This window comes from Candidatus Edwardsbacteria bacterium, from assembly GCA_018821925.1.
In the GTDB taxonomy this organism is placed as follows: domain Bacteria; phylum Edwardsbacteria; class AC1; order AC1; family EtOH8; genus UBA2226.
Genome location: JAHJLF010000073.1, coordinates 45,116 through 59,896 on the forward strand (window position 1 = coordinate 45,116; position 14,781 = coordinate 59,896).

General features: G+C 56.3%; 10 protein-coding genes. 1 reads left to right on the forward strand and 9 read right to left on the reverse strand.

The window, feature by feature from the left end; all coding sequences use genetic code 11:
- Positions 1–306: 306 nt before the first annotated feature.
- From gdhA to nuoE, 9 genes are all read right to left on the reverse strand, one after another.
- Positions 307–1,665, reverse strand: coding sequence for an NADP-specific glutamate dehydrogenase (gene gdhA, locus KJ869_09225; protein MBU1577373.1), 1,359 nt, complete (start codon positions 1,663–1,665; stop codon positions 307–309).
- 184 nt (positions 1,666–1,849) lie between these two features.
- Positions 1,850–2,710 (reverse strand): hypothetical protein, encoded by an 861-nt coding sequence (locus tag KJ869_09230; protein MBU1577374.1) that lies wholly within the window; start codon positions 2,708–2,710, stop codon positions 1,850–1,852.
- 57 nt (positions 2,711–2,767) lie between these two features.
- Entirely contained in the window at positions 2,768–4,408 is a 1,641-nt protein-coding gene (locus KJ869_09235) for an NAD+ synthase (GenBank protein ID MBU1577375.1), read from the reverse strand.
- A 241-nt stretch (positions 4,409–4,649) separates the two neighbouring features.
- The gene (locus tag KJ869_09240) at positions 4,650–6,542 is read right to left on the reverse strand and encodes a von Willebrand factor type A domain-containing protein (protein ID MBU1577376.1); all 1,893 of its coding nucleotides are present in this window, start codon (positions 6,540–6,542) and stop codon (positions 4,650–4,652) included.
- Between the two features lie 203 nt (positions 6,543–6,745).
- Positions 6,746–7,324, reverse strand: coding sequence for a nitroreductase family protein (locus KJ869_09245; GenBank protein MBU1577377.1), 579 nt, complete (start codon positions 7,322–7,324; stop codon positions 6,746–6,748).
- Positions 7,325–7,388: 64 nt separating this feature from the next.
- The gene (locus tag KJ869_09250; GenBank protein ID MBU1577378.1) at positions 7,389–7,946 is read right to left on the reverse strand and encodes a peptidylprolyl isomerase; all 558 of its coding nucleotides are present in this window, start codon (positions 7,944–7,946) and stop codon (positions 7,389–7,391) included.
- Between the two features lie 167 nt (positions 7,947–8,113).
- Entirely contained in the window at positions 8,114–11,629 is a 3,516-nt protein-coding gene (locus KJ869_09255; protein ID MBU1577379.1) for an FAD-dependent oxidoreductase, read from the reverse strand.
- A gap of 2 nt (positions 11,630–11,631) precedes the next feature.
- Positions 11,632–13,329, reverse strand: coding sequence for an NADH-quinone oxidoreductase subunit NuoF (nuoF, locus tag KJ869_09260; GenBank protein ID MBU1577380.1), 1,698 nt, complete (start codon positions 13,327–13,329; stop codon positions 11,632–11,634).
- Positions 13,330–13,629: 300 nt separating this feature from the next.
- Positions 13,630–14,109, reverse strand: a complete 480-nt coding sequence (nuoE, locus tag KJ869_09265) for an NADH-quinone oxidoreductase subunit NuoE (protein ID MBU1577381.1) — start codon at positions 14,107–14,109, stop codon at positions 13,630–13,632.
- A gap of 136 nt (positions 14,110–14,245) precedes the next feature.
- Between nuoE and KJ869_09270 the strand changes: the two genes are divergently transcribed.
- Positions 14,246–14,781, forward strand: a 536-nt coding sequence (locus tag KJ869_09270) for a DUF1624 domain-containing protein (GenBank protein ID MBU1577382.1), incomplete at its 3' end; no start/stop codon positions are given.

Consider the following 14,781-nt stretch of genomic DNA (forward strand, 5'->3'; position numbering starts at 1 on the left):
TGGCCGGCTTCTGTTTTTACTTGCCTGATTTTTTGGCTTTTTTAGCCAGTCTTTTTTCCATCAGGGTTTTCCCGGCCTTCTTTTTACCGTCCTTTTTAATGTCCTGATCTTTAGCCATGGTCCTTCTCCGCTTTTAAAGATTATATTTTGACTTTGCCATTTAATAGGGCAATTGTATATCCTCGATGGTTTTTTGTCAATATATTTTTTATATTAAATAGCTATGTCTCAAATAAACCAGAGCCCCGCATCTCTGCGGGGCTCTTTGATACTCCCTTCCCTCACGGGGAAGGGTTGGGGTTAGGTCTATACCACGCCCTGGGCCACCATGGCCTTGGCCACTTTGACGAACCCGGCGATGTTGGCGCCCGCCAGATAGTCGCCCTTGGTGGCGTAGGTCTCGGAGGCGTCCAGGCACTGCTGGTGGATGGCCTGCATGATTCTCTGCAGCTTCTGGTCCACTTCCTCGCGGTTCCAGTACCAGCGGGAGCTCTGCTGGGCCATTTCCAGTCCGGAGGTGGCCACGCCGCCGGCGTTGGCCGCCTTGGCCGGCCCGTACAGCACATTGTTGCCCTGGTAGATCTTGATGGCCGCCAGGTTGGAGGGCATGTTGGCGCCCTCGGAGACTAGGAAACAGCCGTTCTTGACCATGGCCTGGGCGTGCAATTCGTCGATCTCGTTCTGGGTGGCGGAGGGGAAGGCGCAGTCGAACTTGATGCCCTGTTCCTTGACCACATCCCAGACGCTCTTGCCCTCGTAATACTTGGCGCTCTTGTATTTGTCGGCATATTCCTTGGCCCGGCCCCGGCGCACATTCTCCAGATCCATGATGAATTTCAGCTTCTCGGCATCGATGCCCTCCTCGTCGATGATGGTTCCGCCGGAATCGCAGATGGACAGGGCCTTGCCGCCCAGCTGGGTGATCTTCTCGATGGTATACTGGGAAACGTTGCCCTTGCCGGACACGATGCAGCGCAGCCCCTTGTAGTCCTTCTTGCGGGTGGCCAGCATCTCGGCCCCGAAATAGACCGCGCCGTAGCCGGTGGCTTCGGGCCGGATCAGCGATCCGCCGTACTCCCGGGCCCGGCCGGTCAGCACGCCGGTGAACTCGTTGCGGATCTTTTTATAATAACCGTACATGTAGCCGATCTCCCGGCCGCCCACTCCGATGTCGCCGGCGGGCACGTCGGTGTCCTGGCCGATATGACGGAACAATTCGCGCATGAATGACTGGGTGAACTTCATCACCTCCATATCGCTCTTGCCCTTGGGGTCAAAGTCCGAGCCGCCCTTGCCGCCGCCCATGGCCAGGGTGGTCAGGCTGTTCTTGAATACCTGCTCGAAACCCAGGAACTTGATGATGCCCAGGTTGACCGAGGGGTGGAAGCGCAGGCCGCCCTTGTAGGGCCCGATGGCGTTGTTGAACTGTACCCGGAAACCCTTGTTGACCTGGACCTCGCCCTTGTCGTCCACCCAGGGCACCCGGAACATTACCACCCGGTCCGGCTCGCAGATCCGCTCGTATATCTTCCATTTGACGAACTCGGGGTGCTTGGCTACGGTCGGCTCCAGGGTCTTCATGACCTCCTCTACCGCTTGATGGAATTCCGGCTCTCCCGGATTCTTGGCCTTGACTTTGGCAATAACATCAGTGATGTGGGACATTGGCACCTCCTTATAAGTTAAAAGTTAGAAGGGATACTAGCGTGAAATATTTCAATCCACTGTGTTTTATATTATAAATCCTTGCCTTCAAAGTGTCAAGATAAATATACCGAACTTACCCGCTTCCGCTATTCTCCTTGTTTTTCGTTCTGTAAACGGCAAGTCAGAGCGTCTTATACAGACCTTACCACTCGGGGCTGTCCTCCAGCATGATCAGCTTGGTGTCCTTGTCCGACATCCCGTGCCAGAAACAGCCCTTGCGCAGGCAGATATAGAAGGATATCAGCTTCTGCATGGCCGAAACGGTGATCTTGGCGGTGTAGGATTGGCATTTATCGCACCGGCGGCCTTTTTCGATAAGGCTGTGGCGGCAATGGGGGCATTTCAGGTCCTTCACCTGTTCTCCCTCCGGGATCTCTATGGTGGACCGGTTGGTAAAAACATTGAGGTAGGGATTTATCATCAGGCTGCCCTCCCGGCCATTTCTCCTGACCACAATGAATTTTATGGAGTTTTTGTCTATCAGGCTTCGCTGGCAGTGGGGACAATAAGACTGTAGGAAGGTTCCGCTATGAATCACCTCTTTCTCTTTTTCCTGTTTCTTGGATTTGCTTATGGCCCCTGCGTCGGTGGGCAGTTTACCCGGGTAGGAATAAGTATCGTGGAATTTGGCCAACGCCCCGTTTATATCCTCGAACTCTAAAAAATGCTTCTTGCAGCCCCGGCGGGAACAGATGAACATCTTGCCGCCCTCCTCCAGCATCATCGGCACCATCGAGGCGCCGCAGATCTCGCATTCGGTGGAACCCTTCAGCGCCGTCTGGCAATGGGGGCACGATATCCTGACAATGGAGCCCTTGGCGATGGGGAACTCGCTTTCCACCTTGTAGCTGCCGTAGACCGGCGAGAGCCTCAGCCAGCCTTTCTTTCCTTTGACATCCACCCTCAAGCCGATAGCGGATTGGCCGTCGATCTTATGCCCTTTGTCCATCAGGCTCTTGCGGCAGACAGGGCACTTCAATTTCAGGGCTACTTGAGAAGCCATGCGTTCTCCTCCTTATTCTTAATTTTGCCGGTCATTATTTTTTGACAGGATTTACAGTCAGTACTTGGCCGCGATCGGCATACGGCGACCTCCGCCGAAGGCCTTGCTGGTGACTTTGAGGCCCGGAGCCGCCTGCTTTCTCTTGTGCTCATTGACTCTTATGGCCTGGATCACCCACTCCACCGTATCCCTGTCCAATCCCTGGCCAACCAGCTGATCAATCGACAGATCGCCTTCAAGATATCCTGCCAGTATCCTGTCCAGCACTTCATACGGCGGAAGGGTATCCTGATCTTTTTGATCGGCCCTCAGCTCGGCCGAGGGCGCCTTGGTGATTATGGCCCGGGGGATGATCTCCCTGTCACGGTTGATATATTCGGCCAGTTTATAGACCATAGTCTTGGGAATATCAGATATCACCGCCAGTCCACCGCTCATGTCGCCGTAAAGCGTGCAGTAGCCCACCGCCAGCTCGCTCTTGTTGCCGGTGGTCAGCACCAAGTGCCCGAATTTGTTGGAAACCGCCATCAGGATGTTGCCCCTGATTCGGGCCTGGATGTTCTCCTCGGCGATGTCCGGCGGTTTTTCGCCGAAATGCGGTTCCAGGATCTCCAGGTATTTTTCGTATATCTCGGTGATTGATATCTCTTTTATCTGAATGCCCAGCTTGTCTGCCAGCTTCCGGGAATCATCCACGCTTCCTTGTGACGAGAAGGGCGAGGGCATGGTAATGCCCAGCACGTTGTCCGGCCCCAGCGCCTCGGCGGCGATAGCCGCCACCACCGCCGAATCGATCCCCCCGGAAAGCCCCACCACCGCTTGGTTAAAGCCGCATTTTCGGAAATAATCCCGCACCCCCAGTTTCAAGGCTGAATATATTGATTCGATTTCATCCTGAACCGGGAGTTCGGCCGGTTTGCCCGACAGGGAACTGTCGATGGTCACAACATCTTCCTGGAATGCAGGCAGCGACCAAGCCATTTGCCCGTTTTTGTCCACCCCGAAACTCCGGCCGTCAAACACCAACTCGTCGTTTCCGCCGATCTGGTTGACATAGATGAACGGCAGTCCGTGTTTTTTAGCGTGCCGCCCGATCAGTTCGAACCGGGTCCTTTCCTTGCCGGCTTCGAACGGCGAGGCCGAGATGTTTATCAGCAGGCTGGCCCCCATCTTGGCCAGGTCGGCCACCGGATCGTAATCGTAAGGCTTGCGCTTGGGCCACAGATCAGGATGGTTCCAGGCGTCCTCGCAGATGGTCATGCCCAGCTTTTGGCCCTTGAAATCAACCAGCCCAACCGAATCCGCTGGGTCGAAATACCTGACCTCGTCGAACACGTCATAGCTGGGAAGCAGGGTCTTGTGCTGGCAGGTATATTTACCCTTGTGAATAAGGACAGCCGAGTTGAAAAGCCCTTTACCGATGTTACGACCGGTCGGTGTGGGAGCGCCGAATATCAGTCCGGTATCCGGATAATCAAAAGAAGCCTCTGTCAGTTCCTTGATGGCTGCGCCACAACGATCTATGAACCAGGGCTTCTCCAGCAGATCCCGGGGCGGATATCCGGTCAGGAACAATTCGGGAAAGATTATCAGATCAGGCTTCTGGGCCTTGGTCTGGGCCAGAACGCCGGTTATCTTCCTGGCATTTCCCTCAATATCGCCCACCAGGGGGTTAAGCTGACAGATGGTTATTTTCAATTTAATATCCTTAAATATGAACGAATGCGCTATGTCACCCTGAGAATACAACCATGCCTGATAAATTGAATGGGGGAACTGTCATCCTTCAACCTTTTCGGCTTTGAAGTTCCCTCAGGATGACAATTTTCTATCAGTCCCTCTTCCATTAAGATACCTGAATTCAAAATCAAAGTCAAGCGAGATTTTATAAACAAAAAGCCGCGGCTTAAAAAGCCACGGCTTGAAATGAATTTAACGGTTAATCCTGCTTCACCGCCAGCTGGCTGGCGGCCTCCACCAGTTTGATGAACTCGGCCCGGTACCCCTCGGTGTCATTCCCTCTGGAGCTTCTGGCCAACTCCAGCACCTGACGGTAGCTGGAGTTTCCCTTATGCTCCGAATCCCTGAGCAGCAGGCCGAACTCGGCCACCGCCGAGGCAAAGCGCAGGTCTTCTGGCATCTTTGCCATTTCAGCCTTGTCATCGTAGATCGCTTTCGTTATCAAACGGCTCTTGTTCCCGTCGGGATCCTTGTAGCGCAATTTGACAGTCATCAACTCTCCGGAAAAATTGCTGTTTGGTTTTGGCGTAACTTTCTGGTATTTGAGATCATCAACCTTTGAGATTTTTTCTTTTGACCCGGCCGGCACTAATTCGTAAAGCGCGGTGACGGTATGGCCCACCCCCAGCTCCCCGGCGTCCTTCTTGTCGTCGTTGAAATCCTCCTTGTTAAGCATCCGGTTCTCGTAGCCGATCAGCTTGTAGGCCTTGACCCGGGCCGGGTTGAACTCCACCTGGATCTTGACATCCTTGGCGATGGTGAACAGGGTCCCGGCCATCTGGTTGACCAGCACCTTTTTGGCCTCGGTGATGTTGTCGATGTAGGCGTAATTGCCGTTGCCCTTGTCGGCCAGCTGTTCCATCCGGGAGTCTTTCAGGTTGCCGCTGCCGAATCCCAGAACCGACAGAAATATCCCCTCCTCACGCTTCTGCTCGATCATCCGGATCAGCTCGGAGGTGCTGGAGACCCCCACGTTGAAATCACCGTCGGTGGCCAGTATCACCCGGTTGTTGCCGCCCTTGATGAAGTTCTCCTTGGCCGTCCGGTAGGCCAGCTGGATCCCGGCCGCACCGGCCGTGCATCCCCCGGCTTCCAGCTTGTCCAGAACATCCAGGATGGCCTTTTTGTTTTTGCCGGAAGTTGACGGCAGAGCCAGGCCCTCGGAGCTGGCATAGACCGCAATGGCTATCCGGTCTGCCGGCCGGAGTTGATTGACCAGCATCTTGAAGGCCGACTTGAGCAGGGGCAGTTTATCGGGGCTCTGCATGGAGCCGGAGACGTCTATCAAAAAGACCAGATTGGTGGGAGGCAGTTTGTCGCGGGGTATCTCCTTGCCCTTGATCCCTATCCTAACCAGCCGGTGACCGTTATTCCAGGGGCAGGGAGAGGCATCTGTGATAACGGAGAAGGGCCGGCCGTCGTCCGGCAGGGGATAGTCATAATCAAAATAATTTATCATCTCCTCTATGCGAACCGCATCCTTGGGCGGCATCTGACCGTAATTGAGAAAGCGCCGGACGTTGGCATAGGAGGCCGGATCTACGTCGATGGAGAAGGTGGACAGCGGGTTCTGGACAACTTCCAAAAAGCGGTTCTCGTAGATCCGGGAATATTCCTCGGTGTTGAAATCGGCTGGCAGACTGTATCCACCCATCTGATCGCACTCGGCGGCAACCATTTTGCAGGCAACCATGGCGCAGGGCGGTGAAATATATTTTTTTTCATCCTTGGTCAGCCCCAGGCGCTGCAACAACCCTTTCTTCTGATGAGCTTTTAATTTAAAAGCAAGCTTGACGATTTGGTTGGTCTTTACTTTGACATTTTTTTTGATCATGGTCTGATAACCGGCCAGGCTGGCTTCCACGGTGTAGGTCCCTTCGGGAAGCCCGGTGAACTGGTAATGCCCGGCTTTGTCGCCAACAGCGACATAGGATGTACCGGGTATTCTCAGCGTAACACCCGTCAGCAGATTGTTGTTGGCATTATCCATGACAATACAATTGATAACGCCTGTTCCGGCGGCTCCGATCAGGCTGGCCGAGATTAAAGCCAGCACTGCTGCCGCGATCAGGGGGAAGATCCTGTTTTTCATCTTCGTTTCTCCGGTTAATTGGTTGAAGTTTTACGGTTAGCTGTCCAATATACCGCCCACCGGAGAATAATATTCCCAATTTAAAAATATTATTTATTCCAAGAAGACAATAGATATCCCCCTCCTTGCGGGAGGGGGATTAGGGGGCGGTCAAATACTAAAGCCCCGCTTAAGCGGGGCTTTAGTAAACTATTTAATGCTATTTAATATTCTTTTATTATCAGTTCCTTCAACGGTCTCTTCGGCACATGGTGCACCTGCTTGTCGTCCCGCCAGTATTCGATCTTCCCGTCCGGCCCGACATCATCTATCACGGCCGTCTCCGCCGGCTTGCCCAGGGCTATCACCAGCGGTATCTCGTATCCCGCATCGATATCAAGCGCTTTTCTTAACCCCTCACGGTTCACCGAGGCCAGCATGCACCCGCCCAAACCTTTCTCGGCCGCGCCCAGCAAAATGCTTTGGGCGCAAATCCCGGCATCATAATGCATCTTACTGAGACAGATTGATGTATCCCACAACATGACGATGTAGGCAGTCGGCCGCTCGCCCTCTGCCGGCCCTTTCCAGTCTTTCAGATATTTTGCCCAAAGCAGGAAAGGGAAAATAGTTTCGTTGGTTTCTGGATCAGAGGAGAGGATGTATTTTAGCGGCTGGAGGTTTCCAGCCGAGCCGGACAGCCTAGCCAGCTCCACCAAGTGCCGTAAGGTTGCCAGTTCAACCTGATGCTTCTGGTCGAAACGTCGATAGCTCCGGTTTTTTAATATCAGGTCTTTCAGCATATTCTAAATATCGAAAAATTATTTGTCCCTGAAAGCAGTTTCACGATCAACTAATAACGAATAACTATTTATTTCCTTCGTCCTCGCAGCCCCCGCAGCAACTTCCCTGTTCGTGATCATGGTCATGCTCGTGCCCGCAATCGCCGTGTCCGCTGCCGCATCCGCCGCAGCCCTGATGATAGCCCTCGGGCACATCCCCGGCCTCGATCAGTTTGAGGTCAAAGGTCAGGTCCTTGCCGGCCAGCGGGTGGTTGGCGTCCAGTGTGGCGTGGGTTTCGCTGAGGGCGGTGATGGTTACCGGCACATGCTTCCCGTCCTCCATGCTCAAATGAACCCGTTTGCCCAGCTCCGGTTTGGCATTGGGTCCGAATTTGTCCAGCTCCATCTCCACCACCATTTTTTCATGATGCGGTCCGTAGGCCTGGTCGGCCGGGATGGTCACTTTCTTGCTTTCGGCCACCTTCATGCCGTCGATGGCCTGGTCGAAGCCAGGGATCACCTGGCCCGAGCCCAGGATGAACTCCAGCGGTTCGCCGTTTTCGGAGGTGTCGAATACCTTTCCGTCGTTAAAGGTCCCGGTGTAATGTACTTTTACCAGATCGCCCGATTTTGCCTGAATCATCTATTCGTCCTTGTTATCATTGAAAATTTCTCTCACCTTGGAAATAAGGGAGCGTCTATTTAAGGATAATCGATTTATCGTGGTATGTCAATGGCTGTTAGAAACCGTTTGATAATTGAAAAACAGCCCAAGCAATAATGCCTGGGCTGTTTTGATTGTTCTTGCTTTTACCTTAGCAGTCCCTCTTTCTTCTTCAGCTCGGCCGCCTTCTTTTCCATCACGTCTGAAGCGAATCCGACGCTTACTGCCTTGCCCTTCTTCAGGCTGGGGATGCCGAATTGTTTTCCCTTCTGCCTTTCCTTGGGCAGGTTGGGCAGCGGCGCGCCGCCCAGCTCCACCAGCACCTGCCGGGTGGTTCTGCCGGAGATCGGTTTGATGCCTGCCTGGAGGTGCTGCAGACGTCCCTCGCTGTTGATGAAACTGCCATCGCTCTCGGCAAAACCGGAGGCCGGGAATATGATGTCGGCCAGTTTGGCGGTCTCGGTAAGAAACATATCGCAAACTATCAGCTTCTCCAGCTTGGCCAAAGCGGTCTTGACCTTGGCTCCGTCGGTCAGACTGCCCACCGGGTCATCGTTGAGAAGCACCGCGGCCTTGATCTTGCCCTTCAGTATCCCAGAAGCATCGATATTGACAAACCGGTCCACCCCCGTGGCGTTGGCCTTGGCCCGCAGGGCGATAAAATTCTCCGAAACGTCAATCAGCAGGATGATATTGGCCAAGGCTGTGGCGGTCTCGGCATCTATGCCTTCGGCATTGAATATGAAGAAGCAATTCTGTTCGGACAAGATCAGCTTGGCCAGGTCCTCGATGTCGCCCTTCTTGAGCCCGCTGTTGGTGGACACCGCTGCGGCGCTGAGCTTGCCCAAGGCCTTGGTCAGTTCCTTGTATCCGGGATATTTGGAATTGCACTTGGCCAGCAGGGCTTTGAGCACTCCGTTCAGGGCGAATGGCAACCCGCCTTTTTTAATGACCAATTCCTGCGCGGCGATCTCGCCCAGCTTGGTGGATCTTTCCTGCAGGGAATAGAGGCTGGCCCCGCCCTTGACGGCCTTTCTGATCATCTGGGAGAACACCGGGTGCTCGGCATATGCATCGGAGCCGATCAGGAAAATGGTTTTGGCCTCGGACAGCGACTGATATCCCTTGCCGCTGGCCTTCCCCAAGATATTCTCCACGGCATTCAGCGCCCGCCCGTTCTCGACATAGGCGAAACTGCCGAACTGTTTGACGCCTTTTTTATCGGCCCAGGAGCGCAGGCCCTCGGCCTCTTCCAGCGATGTCCTCCCCGAGGCGAACACCGCCACCGAATCCGGCCCGTATTTTTTGACCATGGCATCGATATCGTTGTTGACCTTGTTTATGGCCTCGGACCAAGCTATCTCTTTATGCTTGGCTCCGGCCTTGGCCAGCGGAGCGCTCAGGCGTTCCAGGCTGTGCAGCAGTTCGAAGCCGAATTTGCCCTTGAAGCACAGCGAGCCCTGGCTTACCGGGCTGTCCTCGCTACCGGTGACCCGGACCACCTTGTTGTCCATGATATTCAGATCCAGGCCGCAGCCCACTCCGCAGAAGGTGCACACCGAGGGAACTTTCTCCATCTTCCAGGGCGAGGGCTTGATGTGCCGCACCCGTTCGGTCAGAGCGCCCACCGGGCAGGTCTCGATGCAGGCTCCGCAGGACACGCAGGGCGATTCGGGATATGGCTTCTCCATTGTCGGGGCCACGATGGCGTTAAACCCGCGGTAGACGAAGCCCAAAGCCGCCGCCCCCACCACCTCCAGGCACATCCTGACGCAGCGGCCGCACATCACGCATTTTGACTGGTCGCGCACCAGGAAGGGATGGCTGTCGTCGATGGGATGCTGCTTGACCTCGCCCATGAACCGCTGGACCATCACGTCGTAGACCGTGGCGTAATCCCGCAGCTTGCACTCCTGCATATCGGCGCAGCCGCACTCCAGGCAGCGTTTGGCCTCCTCGATGGCGGTAAGGCGGGAGAAGCCCTTTTCCACCTCGTCGAAATTCCTTCTCTGGGAGGGCTCCAGCATCGGCATCTTGGCCTTGGCCTTTTTGGGCTCGTCGGCGAACAGATCCTTGGGAACCTGGTTGATCTTGCCCTTGGTGATGTTGTATTGTTTTACTTTCTTCTCAGTCTTGTCGTATCTCAGGTATTTGTCGATCGCCAGGGCCGCCTTGCGGGCCCCTCCGATGGCCTCTACCACGGTGGCCGCCCCGGTGGCCATATCTCCTGCGGCAAATATCTTGGGATCGGCGGTGGCCCCGGTCTCGGGATCGGTCTCCAAAGTTGTCCAGCGGGTTATTTTTAGATTATGATTCTCGCCCAATCCGGACAGGTCGGGGCTTTGGCCGATGCAGGAGATGATCAGGTCGGCCTCGATATGAAAGTCGGAATTCTGGACCGGCACCGGGCGGCGGCGGCCCGAGGCGTCCGGCTCGCCCAGCTCCATCTTCTGGCAGGAGATGGCCCCGTTCTTGTCGTGGGTGCAGGCGATGACCCGGGTGGGCGCGGTCAAAAACTGGAACTTGACCCCCTCGTGCTTGGCCTCCTCGATCTCGAAGGGGTTGGCCGGCATCTCCTTTTCCGAGCGGCGGTAGACGATGAACACTTCCTGGGCCCCCAGGCGCAGGGATGTCCGGGCGGCGTCGATGGCGGTGTTGCCGCCGCCGATGACGGCCACTTTTTTAATCTTGCCCTGAGCAAAGTCGAAGGGTTCGCCCAGGGTCAGGCGTTTTAGAAAATCTATCCCGGCCACCACCCCGCGGTCCTCCTCGTTCTCCACCCCCATCCTGGAGGAGGCGTGGGCCCCCATGCCCAGGAATACCGCGTCATACTGGTCTTTCAGGCCTTCCAGGGTGACATCCTGGCCTAATCTTTGGTTGTATTTTATCTCCACCCCCAGATCGGTGACGGTCTTGACCTCCTGGTCCAGCACCTCCTTGGGCAGGCGGTACTGCGGTATGCCGTAGCGCAGCCATCCGCCGGACTTGGGCAGGGCCTCGTAGACGGTAACCTGATGGCCCTTCTGGCGCAGGTAATAGGCGGCGGTCAGCCCGGCCGGGCCGGCCCCCACCACCGCCACCTTCTTGCCGCTGTTGGGCGCCACCGGGGGCAGGTACGGCTGGCCGGAGTTGAGATCGAAATCTGCTGCGTGGCGTTTGAGGTAGCAGATGGACACCGGCTCCTCCACCAGGTTGCGGCGGCACTCGGTCTCGCAGGGATGGGGGCACACCCGGCCCAAGCTAGCCGGCAGGGGCAGGGTCTCCTTGATCAGCTTGATGGCCTCGGCCTCCATGCCGTTCGCTATCAGCGCGGTGTAGCCCTGGACGTCGCAGCCGGCCGGGCAGGTGTCCACGCAGGGCCCGATGCAGTCGCCGGAGTGGTTGGACAGCAGCAGCCCCAGCGCCATCTGGCGGGCGGCTTTCACCCGGTCGTTCTCGGTCTCCACCACCATTCCGTCCATCACCTTGGTGGCGCAGGCCGGCACGAAGCCCCGGGCGTTCTTGACCTCCACCAGGCACACCCAGCAGGAACCATAGGGCTCCAGCTTGCTGTCGTGGCACAGGGTGGGGATGAAGGCCCCCTGCTCTTTGGCCACGTCGACTATGGTCTGATTGGAATCGCAGGCGATCTGTTTGTCGTTGAATGTAATGTTTATCTGCATTTCTACCTCACCTTTATGGCGTCGAATTTACATTTGGTCACGCAATTGCCGCACTTGATACAGGTCTCCTGGTCTATCACGTGGGGTTTCTTCACCTGTCCCGAAATGGAGGTCACCGGGCAGACCCTGGCGCAGGCGGTGCAGCCCACGCACTTCTCGGGGACGATCTCGTACTTCAGCAGTTCCTTGCAGGAATGGGCCGGGCATTGTTTATCCTTGATATGGGCCTCGTATTCCTGGCGGAAATACTTGATGGTGGTCAGCACCGGGTTGGGCGCGGTCTGGCCCAGTCCGCACAGCGACGATATCTTGATCTTCTCGGCCAGTTCCAACAGCAGTTCGATGTCCCCCTCCCGGCCCTGCCCCTTGGTGATGCGTTGCAGGATCTCCAGCATCCGCTTGGTGCCCACCCGGCAGAAGGTGCACTTGCCGCAGGATTCCTTCTGGGTGAAATCCAGGAAGAACCGGGCGATGTCCACCATGCAGGTGGTATCGTCCATCACCACCATGCCGCCCGAGCCCATTATGGCCCCGGTCTGGCCCACCGAATCGTAATCCACTATGGTATTGCCCAGGGCCGCCGGGATGCAGCCGCCCGAAGGCCCGCCCATCTGCACCGCCTTGAAGGTCCGTCCGTCCTTGATGCCGCCCCCCACCTCGTGGATGATCTCGTTGATGGTGATGCCCATCGGCACCTCCACCAGCCCGCCCCGGGCGATCTTTCCGGCCAGGGCGAAGACCTTTGAGCCCTTGCTCTTCTCGGTGCCCAGCGAAGCGAAGGCCGCCGCACCGTTGAGGATGATCCAGGGCACGTTGGCAAAGGTCTCCACGTTGTTGATGTTGGTGGGCTTGCCCCACAGGCCGGATACCGCCGGGAAGGGCGGCCTCAGACGCGGCATGCCCCGCTGGCCCTCGATGGAGGCCATCAGGGCGGTCTCCTCGCCGCAGACGAAGGCCCCGGCTCCTTCTTTTATCTTCATCTCAAAATTGAACTTGGTGCCCATGATGTTCTTTCCCAGAAAACCCTTCTTCTTGGCCTGCTCAATGGCCATTTTAATCCGTTCCACCGCCAGGGGATATTCGGCCCGGACGTAGAAATAGCCCTCGTCGGCCCCGATGGCGTACCCGGCGATCAGCATTCCCTCCATCACATTGTGGGGGTCTCCCTCCAGCACGCTGCGATCCATGAAGGCCCCGGGATCGCCCTCGTCGCCGTTGCAGACGATGTATTTTTTGTCGCCTTTGGAGCCGCGGGCGAATTGCCACTTGCGCCCGGTGGGGAAACCGGCCCCGCCCCGGCCCCTTAAGCCCGAATCCAGCACTTCTTTGATGACCTCGTCCTGGGCCATCTTCTTGAGGGCCTTTTCCAGGGCCTGGTAGCCCCCATGAGCCATGTAATCTTCTATCTTCTCGGGATCCATCTGCCCGCAGTTGCGCAGCACGATCCTCTTCTGCTTGGCGTAAAAGCTGTCGTCCGGCAGGGCCCGGTCACTGGCCCTTACTAACCAGTCGGCCACCGGCTGGCCCTTACCCAAATGCTCGTCAATGAACCGAGGCATCCTGTCCGGGGTCATGTTGCCGTAGGTGTAGACCTGGCCGTGCTTGTCATGGACATCCAGCAGGACCTCGCTGTAGCACATGCCCACGCAGCCGGTGTCGGAGACCCGAACGTTGAGCTTGGTCTTTTTCAAGTTCTCCATCAGGGCCGCCTTCACCTTGTGCCCGCCGGCCGCGATGCCGCAGCTGCCCAGGCCCACCACTATCCGGTAATCCGGTGCCGCCGGCTTTTTTACGGCCTTCTTTTTGGGAAGGGCCTTGGCTTTTATGGTTTTTTTCGTCAAGGGAGGATCCTCCTTGTATATGAGAAATTTTTTGCATTTTTGATAAAGATTATGTCATCCTGAGAATGCTGCCAAACGTGGCTGGGCGTAGGATGACGGCTTTCACCCGTTCAACTTGTCAGGCATGATGCACTTCTCAGGGTGACAGCCCCGAGCAACTTAATACTCTTTTACCCCCTTGATGGCGCTCTCCGGGGTCAGCCGGCCGAAGGTGTCGTTGTCTACCATCATCACCGGTGCCAGACTGCAGCAGCCCAGGCAGGCCACCGATTCCACCGTGAACTTGCCGTCGGCCGTGGTCTCCCCGTCCTTGACGCTGAGGCCGGCCTCGATGGCCACGCTTATCTTCTCGGCCCCGCCCACGTGGCAGGCCGTCCCGTGGCACACCCGCACCAGATGTTTACCGATGGGCTTCAGGCGGAACTGGGTATAAAAAGTGGCCACCCCGTAGATCTGGCTCAGCGGTATCGCCAAGCCATCGGAGATGGCCCTCAAACTGTCCTGCGACAGGAATCCCAGCGCCACTTGCACTTCCTGCAGCACCGGGATCAGCGCTCCCTTGTTGCCCTTATATTTGGCCAGGACCTGGTTGATCTTTCCCAGATCTGGATTTGCCTTCTTTCCTGGAGCCTTCTTCATATATTCCTCACCTTATTATTTTTGGGTTGATAATATAAGAAAATATTTTAACATATAGCCCGCCGCAGTTCAAGACAATTTTATATACGACATTTCCTTTGACTGCCCTCCGGATTTATCGTATAATTCCGGGACAATGAACCAGATACCAAAACCTTCCCCCCGCCTGCTGCATATCGACTGGGCCCGCGGCCTGGCCGTGCTGTGGATGATCCGGGGTCATGCGATAGACGCTTTTCTGTCGCCGGCCTGCCGGCAATCCCAGGCCTTCGGCTTATGGCAGATGCTGGGCGCCTATACCGCTCCGGCCTTTCTGTTCCTGGCCGGGCTATCGGTGGGATTGAGCTACGCCAAGATAGACCAGATGGATATCACCTTTGGCAAAAGGCTTTGGTTCTCCACCCGCCGGGGTTTGGAGATACTGGGCATCGCCTACCTGTTTCGGTTGGAGGAATTCCTGCAGTGGGTGCCGTACTCAAAGTGGCGGGATATTTTAAGATTCGATATCCTCAATAGTATCGGAATATCCCTGATACTGGTGGGATTGCTTTTCGCGGTGATACGAAAGAACCGCCTAAGATACTGGGCCCTGGCGGCAACAACCATCCTGGTGGCATTGTTCTCTCCGGCGGTCTGGAGCTCTCCGCTGGTCAATTCGCTTCCCTGGTATAT